We start from the raw sequence: 15,529 nt of genomic DNA, 5'->3' as shown, positions 1-15,529 counted from the left end.
AAAGCCCTGCCCCTTACTCCATCTCGATGATCACCTGCTCCTGCCACATCTGCGGCAGGTTCTTCGAGGTGGCTTCCCAGGCTTCGGCATTCTTGATCGGCTGGGCGGCACCGTACTGGTCGTTGGGCAGCAGCTTGGCCTGCACATCCGCCGGTAGCTTCAGGTGCTCGGCCCGGATCGGCCGCGCATGGCCCTTGGCCAGGTTGATCTGCCCGGCGTCGCTGAAGATGTATTCACGGGTCAGCTTGGCCGCGTTGGGGTGCTTGGCGTACTTGTTGATGACCGTGGTATAGCCGGAAATCACCGAGCCGTCCGAGGGAATCAGCACTTCAAAACGTTTTGGGTCGATCTGTTCACGGTAGCTCAGGCCGTTGAAATCCCACACCACGCCAACTTCCACCTCGCCCTTCTCCAGTGTCTGGATGGTCGGATTGGCCAGCGACAGGCGCTTCTGCTGCGCTAGCTTGGTGAACAGTTGCAGGCCAGGCCGGATGTTCTGCTCGTCACCTTTGTAGGCGATGGCCGCAGCCAGCACACCGTTGGCGGCCTGGGCTGCTGTGCCGACGTCGCCAATAGCGACCTTGTACTTGCCTTTTTCCAGGTCATGCCAGGTTTTCGGCCGTTCCTCTTCCTTGACCAGGTCCTTGTTGATGATGAAAGCGATGGTGCCGGTATAGGCCAGCGCCCAGTGGCCGTCCTTGTCCTTGGCCCATTCCGGCACCTGGTCCCAGGTGCTTGGCTTGTAAGGCTGGCTGACGCCCTTGGTCACCGCGATCGGGCCGAAGGCGGCACCCACGTCACCGATGTCGGCGCTGGCGTTGTCCTTCTCGGCTTCGAACTTGGCCAGTTCCTGAGCCGAGCTCATGTCGGTGTCGCTGTGCTTGAGGCCGTACTTGCTGGCCAGGTCTTCCCAGGTGCCTTTCCAGTTGGCCCAGGCGTCGGGCATGCCCACGCTGTTGACAGTGCCTTCCTTGCGGGCGGCGTCTTCCAGGGCCTTGAGGTCAGTGCTGGCTGCCATGGCCGTGGTGCACAACGCGATGGCCGAACCAAGCAGTGACGCCATGAAGAACTTTTTCATCCGAAGCTCCTTTGGGTGGGTGCCTTTGCAATCGTTGTTCTGGGTAAAGCCGTTGCAAGCCTTTGACTGGCACCTTTGGTCTAGGTCAGCAAACCTTGAGCCAAGGTAGGCCGCTTGCGTGACAGTTTGATGTAGGGAGGGGGCCGGCAAGGGCCCTGAAGCTACAGCGTAGACCAGGTAATCGCCCCGGTTCTGCTGGCTTGGCGCGTTTCTGGCAGTGCCTGGCTCAAGCTTTGTCACAGGATGTTCATCAGCCCTGCCTAGGCTTGCACTATTCTCAACCTGCCCTGTGATGGGGCTGGACTAGTCCAGATAGGTAACCTTTCGATGCAGTCGATGCCCCCGCGTGCGGTAACAGCCATCTGCCATGCCCTGCAGGAGCAGATCGAGCATGGCCTGCTGGCGCCGGGCGGCAAGCTGCCTGCCGAGCGGCGGCTCAGCGAGGTGTTCGACACCACGCGCATTACCCTGCGTGAGGCGTTGGTGCAGCTGGAGGCCCAAGGCTTGATCTACCGAGAAGAGCGCCGAGGCTGGTTCGTTGCCCCGCAGCGCTTGACCTACGACCTGATCGAGCGCAGCCATTTCCATGCCATGGTGCGCGATCAGGGGCGGGTGGCGGGTACCGAACTGCTGTCGGCGAGGCTGCAGCCGGCTTCGGCGGCCATCTGTGCACGCTTGCAGCTGCCGGCGTTGTCCAGTGTGGTGCGCGTCTGCCGGTTACGGCGGATTGACGGGCGGGCGGTGCTGTATGCCGAGCATTACCTCAACCCCCGGTACTTTCCAGGCATTCTCGAACACGACCTGGCGCAGTCACTGACCGAGATTTATGGGCGGGTGTATGGCATCGAGTACGGGCAGGTGTGCTTTGAGATCCTGCCGACAGCGTTGCCGGTGGAGGCGGCAAGCGCTTTGAAAGTGTCGGCGGGCAGCCCGGGGTTGCACATTACCCGGGTCAACAGCGACCAGCATGGGCACTTGATCGACTGTGACCTCGAGTATTGGCGGCATGATGCGATCCGCATTCGTGCCCAGGCTGGATGATGTGTTGCTTTCTTCGCGGGTAAACCCACTCCTACGAGCCGGCCTCGGTCATTCCACCCCCACCGGCTGTCACCACCTGCACCGACAACCGCGGCGTCGCCAGGTCCAGCCCGGCTTCATCCAGCTGCCGCTTCAAGGCCAGGTTGAACGCCCGCGACACCTCCCACTGCTTGATCGGCGCGGTCTTGAACCGCGCCCGCAAGATCGCCGACCCTGACTCGAAGCTCTCCACCCCCTGCAGCTCGAGCGGCGACCAGATATTACGGCGCATCAGCGGGTCGTTGCGCAGCTTCTGCCCCACTTCGCGAACCAGTGTGATCGCCTGGTCGATGTTCATGCTGTGCGGGATTGCCACGCGGAAGATCGCGTAGCCGAACTCCCGCGAGTAGTTCTTGATGCTCTTGATTTCGCTGAACGGGATGGTATGCACAATGCCGTCGATGTCGCGCAGGCGCACGGTACGAATGGTCAACCCTTCCACCGTTCCCAGGTGGCCGCCGACATCCACGTAATCGTCGATGGCCAGCGAGTCTTCGATGATGATGAACAGGCCGGTGATCAGGTCGGCCACCAGCGACTGCGCGCCAAAACCGATGGCCAGGCCGATCACACCGGCACCGGCCAGCAGTGGGGTGACGTTCATGCCCATGTTGGCCAGGGCGACGATGACCGCGATGATGAAGATGACCACGAACATCACGTTGCGAATCAACGGCATCATGGTTTGCGCACGGGCGTTGGCCAGCCCCCGGCGCGAGCGCACCAGGGCATGGTGTACGGCGGTGTCTGCAAGGATCCACACCAGCCAGGCCACGATCAGCGTGCCGGCCAGGCCCAGCAGGCGCAGGCTGATGTCATGGCCGTCGCCCTCGGCGAAGCTGATCATCGACACGCCCCACACGCGCAGGCCCAACTCGATGAACACCAGCCAGATGAACAGGTGCACCAGCAGGTAGCCGAAGTTGCGCAGGCGTTCGGTGTACACCGCCTGGCGCTTGCTGGCCCGCTTGGGGTTGGCGGCATGGCGTCGCACCAGGCCGTTGAGCACCATGCACACCACCACCAGCACGGTGCACATCAGCGACTGGCGCAGGGCGGTGCTGGTGTCGCCGGCGGAGACGAAGGTGGCGAACAGCGAAATGGCCACCAGAATCAGCGCCGGAATGAACCAGAAGCTGCCGAGGATCTCGATGGTATCGCTGAGGGTACGTCGGGTCAGGCGTCGCGACAGTGGCTGATTGCGGATCAGGTGGGCGATCGGCCGGCGGAAGCGCAGGATGAACAGCCCGGTACACAATGCCGCAATCACATTGGCCAAGGTAGCCAGGGTGTGGGCCAGGTGGGTACCGAGGGCAACCAGCATGCGTGGATCGCTCATCGCCTCGCCAAACGCGGCGAAGCTGCCAATCAGCCACAACGGGCGAAACGCCTGGCGCCGCAGGATGTGCAGGGCGCGGTGGCGGTGTGGGCCGTCCAGCAAGGAAAAGGCGATGACGCAAATGGCCGAAAAGCAGGTACCGACCACCAGTGCGTAGGCCAGCACCATGGCCAGGGATTTGCCCAGTGATGGCGGCAGCACGAAACTCAGGTACACCGTGAACACCAGCGCTACCAGCCAGGGGCCGAGCTTGCGCAAGGCAAAGCGCACCAGGTCCCAGGTCCGCGGGTGCTGTGGCAGTTCCTCGCTCAGGCCAAAGCGCAGGCGGACCCGATGGCCGACCCAGTTGAAGGCATAGGCCAGTACGCTCCACACGACAATCACTGCAGCAAAACCGAACAGGATCGCCGGCCACTGGTGCACAGGCACCACCAGTTGCGCCAGTTCGGCCTGGGCCTGTTCGATTTCCGCGGCCCAGCGGTGGAATGGGCTGGCATCGCCGCTGAACTGTTTTTCAAAGTCATGCAGGGCACCGCCGATCAGGCCGAGTACGCCCTGTTCAACGCTGGGTTGCGATTGCCGGGTGGCGTCGCGCAGTTTTTTCAGGTCGGCCAGCAGCTTGGCCCGTTGCTGGTCGTTTTCGAGGTTCTTGATCACCTCGTCCAGCGACTTGCCCAGCGGCTCGGTGGCCTCTGGTTGCGCGGGCGCACTGCCGCCCAGCAGGCCAGGCAAGCCCGCCGCTTGTACCGGGGCAATGAAAAGCAAGAGCAACAGGAACAGGTAACGCAGGAGGGCAGGCACTGGCAAATCTACCTCAGGTCAAACGATTGACCGAGTGTAGAGGTTTATGTCGGCAGTTTCTCGAGGATCTTCCAGCAGGTGAGGCCGAAAATACCCAAGGTGCCGACCCACATCATCAGTACACCGATGTTGCGTTCGCGCATGCTGAAGCCGATGGTCAGCAGCATCAGGAACAGGAACACCGGGACGAACAGTGACAGGAACGGGGACATGGACAGCAATCCTTTTGCAGTGGGGCCATGTAACAAGCATAGCGCTTGGCCAACGAGGCGTGATTGACCTTGAGCACGTTTAAGCAGGCGCGGCCTGTTCGAGGCGTCGAACCGCCGCGAACAGGCCGCGCCTGCTTACATCAAGGCAGCTCGCGGCTACGGTAGAACGCGGTCAGTACCTTCACCAGGTGCGCCAGGTCATGGCTGCCACACAGCTCGCGAATGGAGTGCATGGCAAAGGTCGGCAAACCGATATCCACCGTGCGCACACCCAGGTGGCTGGCGGTGATCGGCCCGATGGTCGAGCCACAGCCCATGTCGCTGCGCACCACAAAGCTCTGCACCGGTACTTCCTCGGCCATGCACAAGTGGCGGAAGAACCCGGCCGTCTCGCTGTTGGTGGCGTAACGCTGGTTGTTGTTCACTTTGATCACGGGCCCGGCGTTGAGCTTCGGCCCGTGGTTGCCGTCATGCTTGTCGGCGTAGTTGGGGTGCACGCCGTGGGCATTGTCGGCCGACACCATCAGCGAGCGCTGGAGGGTGCGCACATAGGTGTCGCCATCGGGCAGCAGGCGCTGCAGGGTCTGCTCCAGCATCGGGCCATCGGCACCGCAGGCCGAGCAACTGCCGACTTCTTCGTGGTCGTTGCACACCAGCACACAGGTTTCGTCGCTGTCGGCGGCCAGCAGGGCCTGCAAACCGGCGTAGCACGACAGCAGATTGTCCAGGCGGGCGCCAGCGATGAAGTCGCCATTCAGACCGATCAGCGCGGCGTCCTGCGTGTCATAGAAGCTCAGCTCGTAGTCCAGCACCACGTCGGCGATCAGCTCGTGCTCGCGGGCCAGTTGCTCGGTGAGCAGGGCGCGGAAGTCGATGCGTTCGTCACCGGCCACTTGGGCGAGGATGGGGGGCAGTTCGTTCTGCGGGTTGATCGCCCAGCCTTCGTTGGCGGTGCGGTTCAGGTGGATCGCCAGGTTGGGGATGATCGCGACTGGCAGCTTGAAGTCGATCAGCTGGCTTTCGACCTTGCCGTCACGGCGGTAGGTGACGCGGCCGGCCAGCGACAGATCGCGGTCGAACCAGGGGGCCAGCAACGCGCCGCCATACACTTCCACGCCCAATTGCAGGAAGCCCTGGCGCTGTAGCTCGGGCTGAGGCTTGACCCGCAAGCACGGGCTGTCAGTGTGGGCGCCGACCATGCGGATGCCATTGAGCAGCGGCGACTGCTTGCCCAGTTTGATGGCGATGATTGAAGAATCGTTGCGGGTGACGTAGTAGCGGCCGCCAGTCTCGGTGTCCCAACTGTCGCGCTCGTCCAGGCGCTTGTAGCCGGCCGCCTCAAGGCGCTGGACCAGGCTGGCGGTGGCATGGAAGGGCGTGGGGGAGGCCTTGAGAAATTCGATGAGGCCGGTATTCAGTGCGTCGCGCATAGCTCACTCCAGACAGCAGTGGCGCGAGTTTAACGCAGAATGTCGACAATTTGTGTCTGCATCTTCGCAGCTAACCCCCGCTACCACAGGTATTGCACAGCCCCTGAGCGCAGTGCGGCCCTTGTAGGAGCGGCTTTAGCCGCGAAGAGGCCGGTACAGGCCCTGCAAAATCAGAACGGCGCAGGGCACTCGAACTTCAACCGCTGCCCGGACACCGGGTGGGTAAAGCTCAGCATCGAGGCATGCAGGCACAGCCGCTCATGGGCCGCCAGGGCTTGCGGGTTGGCGTACAGCCGATCACCCAGCAGCGGGTGCCCGATCGACAGCATGTGCACGCGCAGCTGGTGCGAACGCCCGGTAATCGGCGTCAGCTCCACCCGACAGTGATCGCCGCAGCGTTCCACGATACGCCAGAAGGTCAGGGCGTGCTTGCCCTGCTCGTGGTCCACCACATGCCGTGGTTTGGTCGGTGGGTCGTAGCGCAGTGGCAGGTCGATGCTGCCGCTGTCCAGCGCCGGCTGGCCCCAGCACAGTGCGGTGTAGGCTTTTTCGGTTTCACGGTCGTGGAACTGGCGCGACAGCTCGCGGTGGCTGTCGGCATCGCGGGCCAGCAGGATGATGCCGGAGGTTTCCCAGTCCAGACGGTGCACGATCAGCGCATCGGGATAGCCGTTTTCCTGCAGACGGGTGATCAGGCAGTCCTTGTTGTCCTCGGCACGGCCAGGTACCGACAGCAGCAGGGTCGGTTTGTTGATCACCAGGATGGCGGCGTCTTCGAAGAGGATCTGGACATTCGACAGCGGCATTGCAGGTCTCACGAAAATAGCAGTAAACGCTGGGGCCGCTTTGCGGCCCTTCGCGGGCAAGCCCGCTCCTACAAAGGATATGCGTCCCCTGTAGGAGCGGGCTTGCCCGCGAAGGGCTGCAAGGCAGCCCCAAATTGTCGACTACGCGGATCAGCGATCCGGCAGGGTGATGTTCAGCTCCAGAATCGAGCAGCTGCCCTGGTTTTCCAGCTCGATATGCACATCATCGTTGCCGATGTTCACATATTTGCGGATCACTTCCAGCAGTTCTTTCTGCAGCGCGGGCAGGTAGTCCGGTTCGCTGCGTTGGCCGCGCTCGTGCGCCACGATGATCTGTAGACGCTCTTTCGCTACCGACGCGCTGGTCTGTTTCTGTCTGCCACGAAAGAAGTCAAAAAGGTTCATGGTTTATTTGCTCCCGAAAATGCGCTCGAAGAATCCCTTCTTCTGTACATCGATGAAGCGCATCGGCTTCTCTTTGCCCAGCAGGCGGTCGACCGCATCACTGTAGGCCTGGCCGGCATCGCTCTGGTCATCGAGAATGACCGGGATACCTTGGTTGGACGCCTTGAGGACGGCCTGCGATTCCGGGATCACACCCTTGAGCTTGATCGACAGGATTTCTTCCACGTCGGCCACGCTCAGCATTTCGCCTTTGACGACGCGCTCAGGGTGGTAGCGGGTGATCAGCAAATGCTCCTTGATCGGCTCTTCACCGTTTTCGGAGCGGCGCGACTTGCTCGACAGAATGCCCAGCATGCGGTCGGAGTCACGTACCGACGAAACTTCCGGGTTGGTCACCACGATGGCTTCGTCAGCGAAGTACATGGCCAGGTGAGCACCTTTTTCGATACCGGCCGGCGAGTCGCAGATGACGTACTCGAAGTCCTTCTTCAGGTCCATCAGTACCTTTTCAACGCCTTCCTGGGTCAGCGCGTCCTTGTCACGGGTCTGGCTGGCGGCCAGCACGTACAGGTTCTCGAGGCGCTTGTCCTTGATCAAGGCCTGTTGCAGGTTGGCTTCGCCGTTGACCACGTTGACGAAGTCGTACACCACGCGGCGTTCGCAGCCCATGATCAGGTCGAGGTTACGCAGGCCCACGTCGAAGTCGACAATGACGGTCTTGTGGCCGCGCAGTGCGAGGCCGGTACCAATGGCGGCGCTGGTAGTGGTCTTGCCCACACCCCCCTTGCCGGAAGTAACCACGAGAATCTTGGCCAAGGTGTTTCACCCCTAAAAATAGTCGGGACACTTGTCCCTGCAAAAAGCTGAAATAGCGAAATAAAGGCAACGGTAAAAAAGTTGCTCTAAAAATGCTGGCAAGTATCCGTTAAAGACGGGTGATGTTCAACACGTCACCAGACAGGCTGACTTGCACGCCGGTCCCCCACAGTGGATCCCGGCGCAGGTCTTCGCAGACTTTGTACTGGCCGGCGATCGAGACCATTTCGGCGGTCATCTGCTGGCAGAAGATACGCGCCTTGGTGTTGCCTTTGATGCCGGCCAGGGCGCGGCCGCGCATGGCGCCGTACACATGGATGTTGCCATCGGCCAGAAGTTCCGCACCTGGGCTGACCGAAGCCGTCACAACCAGATCACCTCCCTGAGCATAGATCTGTTGGCCACCGCGTACTGGCGAAGTAATGATGCGGGTCGGGCGCACCTCGGGTTCGGGGGGCGGTGGTGGCGCCGGGGCCGGTTCGGGCTTTTTGACCACCTCGGGCTCGGGCTCCAGCGGCCGTTCGCGGGCCCCCGAGGGCGGCAGCACCGGCAGGTCGATGGCGATGGCGGCGGCGATGTCCTCGATGCGGTTGGCGCGGATGGCCAGGGTACGCAGGCCGTGGTGTCGGCAGATCCGCATCAAGCCGGGCAGGTCGATTGCCCCTTCGTCGGCCGGCAGCTTGTCCAGCGCCAGCACCAGCGGTGTATTGCTGAAGAAGTTCGGGGCCTGGGCGACTTTGGCCGCCAACTGGCGGTCGAGGGCTTCAAGGTCATTGCGCGCCAGTTCCAGTACCGTAATGGCGAGCATGCTGCCCTTGAGCTGGAACACGGAGGCGGTGTCGGGTGTGTGGTTTGGGCTCATGGTCTGCATAGACGGCTTGTTGCGAAAAAAGTGCCCTGACTTATAACGAGAACACCGGTTGCCCGCAACATGCACTGATCCGTTGTAGAATGCGCGGCCTTTGTCTTTCCGGATGCTTCAATGGAACGCCCGCGTTTTCGTCCCTATTTCCTTCACCCCAAGTTCTGGGGCCTGTGGCTGGGCCTGGGCCTGCTGTGGTTGGTGGTCCAGTTGCCGTACCGGGTGCTGCTGAAGATCGGTGCCGCGCTGGGCGCCGTCATGTATCGCTTTGCCGGTGAACGTCGGCGCATCGCCGCGCGCAACCTGGAGCTGTGCTTCCCGGAGCTGTCGGTCGACGAACGGCAGCGTTTGCTCAAGGCCAACTTCGCCTCTACCGGCATCGCCTTCTTCGAAATGGCCATGAGCTGGTGGTGGCCCAAGGCCAGGCTGGCGCGCCTGGCCCATATCGAGGGCCTTGAGCACCTGCAGGCCGCCCAGCAGGCGGGGCAGGGCGCGATCCTCATGGCGGTGCACTTCACTACCCTGGAAATCGGCGCCGCGCTGCTCGGCCAGCAGCACACGATCGACGGCATGTACCGCGAACACGGCAATGCACTGTTCGACTTCATCCAGCGCAGCGGCCGCGAGCGTCACAACCTTGATTCGCTGGCGGTGGAGCGCGAGGACGTGCGTGGCATGCTCAAGCTGCTGCGTTCGGGCCGGGCGATCTGGTACGCACCGGACCAGGACTACGGCGCCAAGCAGAGCATCTTCGTACCGTTGTTTGGCATCCCCGCGGCGACGGTGACCGCTACCACCAAGTTCGCCCGGTTGGGGAAGGCTCAGGTGATTCCGTTCACCCAGAAGCGCCTGGAGGATGGCAGCGGCTATCGGCTGGTCATCCACCCGCCGCTGACGGATTTCCCCGGGGAAAGCGAAGAGGCCGATTGCCTGCGCATCAACCAATGGGTCGAGAGCGTGTTGCGCGAGTGCCCCGAGCAGTACCTGTGGGCGCACCGCCGGTTCAAGTCGCGGCCCGAGGGTGCGCCGCGGCTGTATGACAAGAAGAAGCGCTGAAAACACATCTACCCCAGGAAGGACGCCATGGCACCACCCCCGGTAACCGGTCTCATCCTGTCTGGCGGCGGCGCCCGCGCCGCCTACCAGGTCGGTGTGCTGGCGGGCATCGCCGAGTTGCTGCCCGCCGGCGCGGACAACCCTTTTCCGGTCATCGTCGGCACCTCCGCCGGGGCCATCAACGCCGTCACCCTGGCCAGTGGTGCGGTGCACTTCAATGACGCCGTGCAGCGGCTCACTGCCTTCTGGCAGAATTTCCGCAGCCATCTGGTCATCCGCAGCGACTGGCCCGGGGTCGTGCGCCAGGCCAGCCGTTTCGTTGGCCACAGCCTGCTGGGGCTGGGTGGCCAGGCCCCCGTGGCGTTGCTCGACAGCAGCCCGTTGCGCAGCCTGCTGCAAACGCACCTGAACCTGGATGGCATCGGCCACGCCTTGGCCGCCGAGCAACTGCGCGCCGTGGCGGTGACCGCCTTTGGCTACGAGTCTGGTCAGGCGGTGACCTTCTACCAGGGCCGCGGCACCATCGAGGCCTGGCTGCGCCACCGGCGTATCGGCGTACCCGCACCGTTGACCATCGACCACCTGCTGGCCAGTGCGGCGATCCCGCTGCTGTTCGCCCCGGTGCAACTGGGCGGCGAGTATTACGGCGACGGTGCAGTGCGCCAGTCGGCGCCGATCAGCCCGGCCTTGCACCTGGGCGCCAGCCGGGTGCTGGTGGTCGGGGTCAGCGGAAACCCGCAGCGGCCAGCGCCACCTGTACCGCCCCAGCGTGTGTTCAGCGGGCAGCAGCCGAGCCTGGCGCAGATCGGCGGGCACATGCTCAACAGTACGTTCATTGACAGCCTGGAAGGCGATATCGAACTGCTGCAGCGCCTCAACCACTTGAGCGGGCTGTTGCCGGCGCACCTGGATGCCCGGCGCCTGGGGCTGGCACCGATCGACGTGCTGGTGGTGGCGCCCAGCCAGCCGCTGGATGAGATTGCCGCTCGGCACCGGCGCGAGTTGCCGGCGGCGTTGCGCCTGTTTTTACGTGGGCCGGGGGCAACGCGCACCAGCGGGGCGGGGGTGTTGAGCTATTTGCTGTTTGAGGCCAGCTATTGCAGTGAACTGATCGAGTTGGGGCGCAAGGATGCCTTGGCCAAGAAGCGCGAGCTTTGCGAATTCCTGGGGATTTGAGGTTGCCTTTGCGGGCCCTTTCGCGGGTGAACCCGCTCCTGCGAGGGATTGTGTAATGCCTGTGCAGGAGCGAAAGGGCCGCAGCAGGCTTACTCGGCTATCTGCAACTTGCGCGCCTGGGTATACACATACCGCACCTTTTCATACTCGAACGGCGAATTCAGCTGGCCATAGCGGAATTTGGTCGTATAGCGCTTGTCCACCACACGCAGGGCGAAGATTTCCGGATGATCGGTGCTGGCTTCGGCCACGTTCAGGTAGTTGACCGCCTGCTCTCCCGCATAGTCCACCACCAGCCCGGTGGTATCGCGCAGGTTCGATGGGCCTAGCACCGGCAGCATCAGGTACGGCCCATCCGGCACGCCATAGAAGCCCAGGGTCTGGCCAAAGTCCTCGCTCTGGCGCGGCAGGCCCATGCTGGTCGCCGGGTCCCACAGCCCACCCACGCCGATGATCGTGTTGAACATCAGTCGCGCGGTGATTTCTGCCGAGCGCTTGGCTTTGAGCTGCAACACGCTGTTGAACAGGTTCGGCACATCGCCAAGGTTGTTGAAGAAGTTGCTCACCCCCGTGCGCACGAAGCTTGGGGTGACATACTGATAGCCATTCACCAGCGGCAGCAGCACCCATTGGTCCAATCGGTAGTTGAAGTGGTAGATGCGCCGGTTGATCGACTCCAGCGGGTCGTACACGTTCAGCGCCTGCAGGGTTGAGCGCTCGAACTCGCGCTGGTCCAGCCCCGGGTTGAATTTCAGCTCACGCAGCGGGTCGAGGAAGCCATCGGCTTCGGGCACCAGTGGCGCGGTGCCGATCACCTGCGGGTCGGCCTCGACCACACTGGCTCGGGGTGCGGTTTCGGCGGCCAGGGTGTGGCCAGCGGCAAGCAGGGCAGTGGCGAAGAGGAGTTTGTTAACCACGGAAGAACTCCAGCATGGCGTCACTGTTGACGCGGTAGTTGAGGTTGCCGCAATGGCCGCCATGGGGGTAGAGGGTCAGCCGTTCGCCGAACACCTTGCGCAGGAAGCCAATGTCGCCCGGGCCGAGAATGACGTCGTCGGCGTTGTGCATCACGGCGATCTTGTCACTGCTGCGCAGGTAGTCTTCCAGGGCATACAGGCTGACCTGGTTGACCAACTGCAGGATGCTGTTGCCGTCGGTGCGGGCGCGCCACATCGGAATTACCTGTTCGGTCATGTAGCAGTCGAAGTCGCACTGCAGGGCGCGCTTGAAGAACGGCGTGAGGCTGCTGCCTTCGGTGATCGGGAACTTCGGCGGAATGATCAGGCCGCGGCGGTTGATCAGGTCGGAAGTGAAGGCGATGTCCGCTGCCGAGAAGCGGAACGAAGTGCCGATCAGCATGGCCATCTGTTCGTTGGACAGGTGCTGGCGCGACTGCTGGAAGTCGTACAGCAGGGCGTCGTTCAGGTCGATGTAGCCCTTGTCCTGGAAGTAACGGGTGAGTTTTTCCAGCATCAGCTCGTAGAACGTGGTGCTGCGGTCGATGCCCTTGACCTGGGTCTGCACCAGCTTGTCGAGGTTGTTGATCGAGGTGTAGAGGTTGACCGGTGGGTTGAGCAGCAGCACACGCTTGAAGTTGAAGCTGCGGCGGGTTTCGTCCAGGTGGCTGACGAAGGCGGCGTCCAGCGCACCCAGGCTGTAACCGGTGAGGTAGAAATCACTGACCGGCAGGCGTGGATGCTGGGCGCGCACGGCCTGCATGACCCGGTACATGTCTTCGGCGTCTTCCTGGCTGATGCCGGGGGTAGCAAAGCGCGAGGCCGCACTCATGAAGTCATAGCTGGTGGGCGATGACAGTTGCACCACGTGGAAGCCGGCCTGGTAGAACAGCTTTTTCAGGTATTCATTGATGCTGCTGCTGTAGGGCGCGCCGGTGCCGGCGATGATGAAGATCAGCGGCGCTTCGCGATCCTGGCGGGCCAGGCGGTACTTGAGCTTCTTCACTGCCCAGAAGTTGTCGGGCAACGTGAACTCGCGCTCCGGGCGCAAGTTCAGGCTGTAGTCGGACTGAGTGATTTCATCGTCGCTGGGCAGCTCAGGGCGCTTGTCCGGCGGCGTGGTGGCGATGGTGGCCTCGAACGGGTTGGTAAGAGGGTAGCCATAGCTGGCAGCGTCGATATCCCGCGCTGAAGCGGCCACAGCCATGAGCAAGCTGCCGAGCAGGGCAGCGAGGCGCAAAGATCGAAGCATGTAATCCCCCAAAAGAACGCAAGGTCGAGCAGTGTGCAGGCTAGGACCACAGCCAGGCGGGCAAAGTTGCCCGCTGCGGTGGCATTTGGCGTACTTGCTATCTGCAACATAGCTGCCGGGGTGTGATTTTGCCTTAGAAACGGGCATAAGCGATCATGGATGCTTTCGATTACCGCTATTGGAGAACAGGATGTCTCGTTCGCTGCCGACGGCGCTGTTGCTGCTGTTCCTGGGGGGTTGGCTCGCGGCCAGTTATGGCGTGCGTTACGGCCTGATGGAGGACGGCCAGTGGGTAGGGCTGTGCGCAGTGCCGACCGCCTATTGGCAGTGCGAGGTGCGTTCGCTGCTGGGGTTGGGCATTCACCATCAAGTCATGGCCTGGGGCGGATTGGGCCTTGCGCTACTGGCCCAGTTCGTTTCCGCGCGTGCCGGCTGGTGGCTGGCAGTGTTGGCACTGGTGTTCGCAGTGCCGGCGCTGGTGCTGTACACCGCCAGCATTGCGGTGTTTGCGCTAGTGCTGGCGGGGTTGCGCCTGGTCAGGCAACCCCCATTGTAAGCAGCTGCGGGATCGCGCCAGCTTTCAGAAATTGAGCAAGACAGTTGCTCCCACAAGGTCCGCGCCGGGCTCGAGGGATATGCAGTATCAAGCCTGGCGCATCCGCAGGCTTCGCCACAATGCCGCTGTCATCAGCACACTCACCACCGCCCAGCCCCAGGCCTGCTGGTTCTCCAGCCCTTCCACGAACAACTGCGGCGCCACCCCGGCGCCGACGATGAACGCCAGCAACGCCACCTCTGCCCGCCGCGCCCGCACTGGCCACAGCACATACACCAGCGCCGGCAACGCCAGCGCTGCGCTGGGGAAGCTGCGGTAGCGCGGGTCGAACACCATTGCCAGCATGCTCACCGCCGCAGCGAAGCCCGCCGCCAGCAACAGCCAGCCGGCTCGCACCTGCAGCCAGGCGAACAAGCGTTCACGCCAGCCGGCCCGCCGCGCCAGCGCCAACAACGCATGGGCCAATACCAGCAGGTTCAGCCCGGCCAGCATCAGTGCCCACAGCCATTCCCCGGCAAAGCGCGCATGGGTGCGCATCAACTCGCCCCACAGGCCCAGGCAAGCGGCACCAAACGCTGCCAGCAGTGGCAGCAGCAAGGCGGCCATCGGTGTAGAGGGGCGCCCGGCCAGCACCAGCATGATCACCGTCAGCACGGCGCTGGCCAGCAACCACTGCGGCCAGTCATGCAGGTTGCTCACGGGCCCTTCGAGCACGCCCTTGTCCTGTCGGTCCGCGTCGTATAGCCCCCAGTAACCACCCACCGCGCCCTCATTGGCGCGTTTCCAGGGCTGATCGAAGGCTTCGATCAGGTTGTAGTGCCAGCCATTGCGCTCGGCCATGGCCACGAAGCCACGGATGAAGCGCGCCTCATTGACCCGGCTGGGCACCGCCGTTTCGCGTTGGCGGCCTTCGCTGGGCCAGCCGGTTTCGCCAATCAGTATGTCCTTGGGCGCGAAGCGTGTGCCGAACACCCGGCGCACATCGGCAACGTGGGCCAAGGCATCGTCGATGCCACGCGGGTCGTCCTCCCAGTAGGGCAGCAGATGGATGGTCAGGAAGTCCACTACCGGGGCCACCTGCGGGTGCTGCAGCCAGAATTCCCAGACATCGGCGTAGGTCACGGGCACCTTGACCTGGCGCTTCACCCGCGCGATCAATTTGGCCAGGTGGGCACCGGTCACCTCCTTGCGCAACAGTGTCTCATTGCCGACGATCACCGCGCTGACCACGTCCGGGTTGGCGTTGGCAGCAGCGATCAGCAGGTTGATTTCCTTCTCGGTGTCGGCCGGGTGGGCGTTCACCCAGGCGCCCAGCATCACCTTCAGACCATGCTTGCGTGCCAGCGCCGGGATTGCCTCAAGACCGCTCATGGAATAGGTACGGATGCACTGAAACCGCTCGGCCAGTAACGCCAGGTCGGCGTCCATCCGCGCTGGGCGCAGGCGAAACGGCTGGTCGTAAGGCGACTGGTCTTTGTCGAACGGCGTGTACGAAGCGCATTGCAGCTTGTGTGCAGGGCTGGCCGCATCGGGCAGGTGCACAGGCTTGCCCAGCCCGTACCAGAGCCCCCCCAACCCGACCAGGGCCAGCAGGCAGGCAAGCAGGTACAACGGCAATAACAGGCGGCTACAACTGGGCATGTGGCGGTCCATCGTCTGGCACAAAAGGTTAGATAGTAGCCCGGCGCCAAACCTTTGGCATGC

15 protein-coding genes are annotated in these 15,529 nt (G+C 63.0%); 4 read left to right on the top strand and 11 right to left on the bottom strand.

What is annotated here, in order from left to right; translation table 11 throughout:
- Nucleotides 1-13: 13 nt before the first annotated feature.
- A complete protein-coding gene (locus ACF8O8_RS22620) occupies nucleotides 14-1,078 on the bottom strand; it encodes an ABC transporter substrate-binding protein (protein ID WP_392510514.1) in 1,065 nt (354 codons plus the stop codon).
- Between the two features lie 327 nt (nucleotides 1,079-1,405).
- Between ACF8O8_RS22620 and ACF8O8_RS22615 the strand changes: the two genes are divergently transcribed.
- Nucleotides 1,406-2,119, top strand: a complete 714-nt coding sequence (locus tag ACF8O8_RS22615; protein ID WP_392510513.1) for a UTRA domain-containing protein — start codon at nucleotides 1,406-1,408, stop codon at nucleotides 2,117-2,119.
- A gap of 31 nt (nucleotides 2,120-2,150) precedes the next feature.
- Here the strand turns inward: ACF8O8_RS22615 and ACF8O8_RS22610 are convergent, their stop codons facing one another.
- The 7 genes from ACF8O8_RS22610 to minC all read right to left on the bottom strand — a co-directional run bounded on the left by ACF8O8_RS22610 (nucleotide 2,151) and on the right by minC (nucleotide 8,838).
- A complete protein-coding gene (locus ACF8O8_RS22610) occupies nucleotides 2,151-4,298 on the bottom strand; it encodes a mechanosensitive ion channel family protein (protein ID WP_392510512.1) in 2,148 nt (715 codons plus the stop codon).
- Between the two features lie 44 nt (nucleotides 4,299-4,342).
- Nucleotides 4,343-4,510: a hypothetical protein gene (locus ACF8O8_RS22605; RefSeq protein WP_003252566.1), complete on the bottom strand. Its 168-nt coding sequence runs from the start codon at nucleotides 4,508-4,510 to the stop codon at nucleotides 4,343-4,345.
- 140 nt (nucleotides 4,511-4,650) lie between these two features.
- Entirely contained in the window at nucleotides 4,651-5,940 is a 1,290-nt protein-coding gene (locus ACF8O8_RS22600; protein ID WP_392510511.1) for a M18 family aminopeptidase, read from the bottom strand.
- Nucleotides 5,941-6,110: 170 nt separating this feature from the next.
- On the bottom strand, nucleotides 6,111-6,746 hold the full coding sequence (locus ACF8O8_RS22595; RefSeq protein WP_019436776.1) for an RluA family pseudouridine synthase: 636 nt from the start codon (nucleotides 6,744-6,746) through the stop codon (nucleotides 6,111-6,113).
- A 150-nt stretch (nucleotides 6,747-6,896) separates the two neighbouring features.
- A complete protein-coding gene (minE, locus tag ACF8O8_RS22590; RefSeq protein WP_003252572.1) occupies nucleotides 6,897-7,151 on the bottom strand; it encodes a cell division topological specificity factor MinE in 255 nt (84 codons plus the stop codon).
- Nucleotides 7,152-7,154: 3 nt separating this feature from the next.
- Complete coding sequence (minD, locus tag ACF8O8_RS22585; protein ID WP_003252574.1) at nucleotides 7,155-7,967, bottom strand: septum site-determining protein MinD; 813 nt, start codon at nucleotides 7,965-7,967, stop codon at nucleotides 7,155-7,157.
- A gap of 109 nt (nucleotides 7,968-8,076) precedes the next feature.
- Nucleotides 8,077-8,838, bottom strand: coding sequence for a septum site-determining protein MinC (gene minC, locus ACF8O8_RS22580; RefSeq protein WP_392510510.1), 762 nt, complete (start codon nucleotides 8,836-8,838; stop codon nucleotides 8,077-8,079).
- A 111-nt stretch (nucleotides 8,839-8,949) separates the two neighbouring features.
- On the opposite strand from minC, the gene ACF8O8_RS22575 reads away from it, so the two are divergent.
- Nucleotides 8,950-9,885: a lipid A biosynthesis lauroyl acyltransferase gene (locus tag ACF8O8_RS22575; protein WP_104962383.1), complete on the top strand. Its 936-nt coding sequence runs from the start codon at nucleotides 8,950-8,952 to the stop codon at nucleotides 9,883-9,885.
- 27 nt (nucleotides 9,886-9,912) lie between these two features.
- Nucleotides 9,913-11,061 (top strand): patatin-like phospholipase family protein, encoded by a 1,149-nt coding sequence (locus tag ACF8O8_RS22570; RefSeq protein WP_010952780.1) that lies wholly within the window; start codon nucleotides 9,913-9,915, stop codon nucleotides 11,059-11,061.
- Nucleotides 11,062-11,150: 89 nt separating this feature from the next.
- On the opposite strand, the gene ACF8O8_RS22565 is transcribed toward ACF8O8_RS22570, so the two are convergent.
- The gene (locus tag ACF8O8_RS22565) at nucleotides 11,151-11,897 is read right to left on the bottom strand and encodes a VacJ family lipoprotein (RefSeq protein WP_010952781.1); all 747 of its coding nucleotides are present in this window, start codon (nucleotides 11,895-11,897) and stop codon (nucleotides 11,151-11,153) included.
- Between the two features lie 73 nt (nucleotides 11,898-11,970).
- Nucleotides 11,971-13,269, bottom strand: coding sequence for a serine/threonine protein kinase (locus ACF8O8_RS22560; protein ID WP_121783926.1), 1,299 nt, complete (start codon nucleotides 13,267-13,269; stop codon nucleotides 11,971-11,973).
- 190 nt (nucleotides 13,270-13,459) lie between these two features.
- On the opposite strand from ACF8O8_RS22560, the gene ACF8O8_RS22555 reads away from it, so the two are divergent.
- Nucleotides 13,460-13,825, top strand: a complete 366-nt coding sequence (locus ACF8O8_RS22555) for a hypothetical protein (protein ID WP_014592050.1) — start codon at nucleotides 13,460-13,462, stop codon at nucleotides 13,823-13,825.
- 87 nt (nucleotides 13,826-13,912) lie between these two features.
- Here ACF8O8_RS22555 and ACF8O8_RS22550 read toward each other — a convergent pair whose 3' ends face one another.
- Nucleotides 13,913-15,478 carry a beta (1-6) glucans synthase gene (locus ACF8O8_RS22550; RefSeq protein WP_392510509.1) on the bottom strand — a complete coding sequence of 522 codons (1,566 nt, stop codon included), beginning with the start codon at nucleotides 15,476-15,478 and terminating at the stop codon, nucleotides 13,913-13,915.
- Between the last annotated feature and the right edge of the window lie 51 nt (nucleotides 15,479-15,529).

Origin of the sequence: Pseudomonas sp. TYF_14 (assembly GCF_043105275.1) — a bacterium.
In the GTDB taxonomy this organism is placed as follows: Bacteria; Pseudomonadota; Gammaproteobacteria; order Pseudomonadales; family Pseudomonadaceae; genus Aquipseudomonas; species Aquipseudomonas alloputida.
This window is presented reverse-complemented; position numbering and strand designations above follow the sequence as displayed.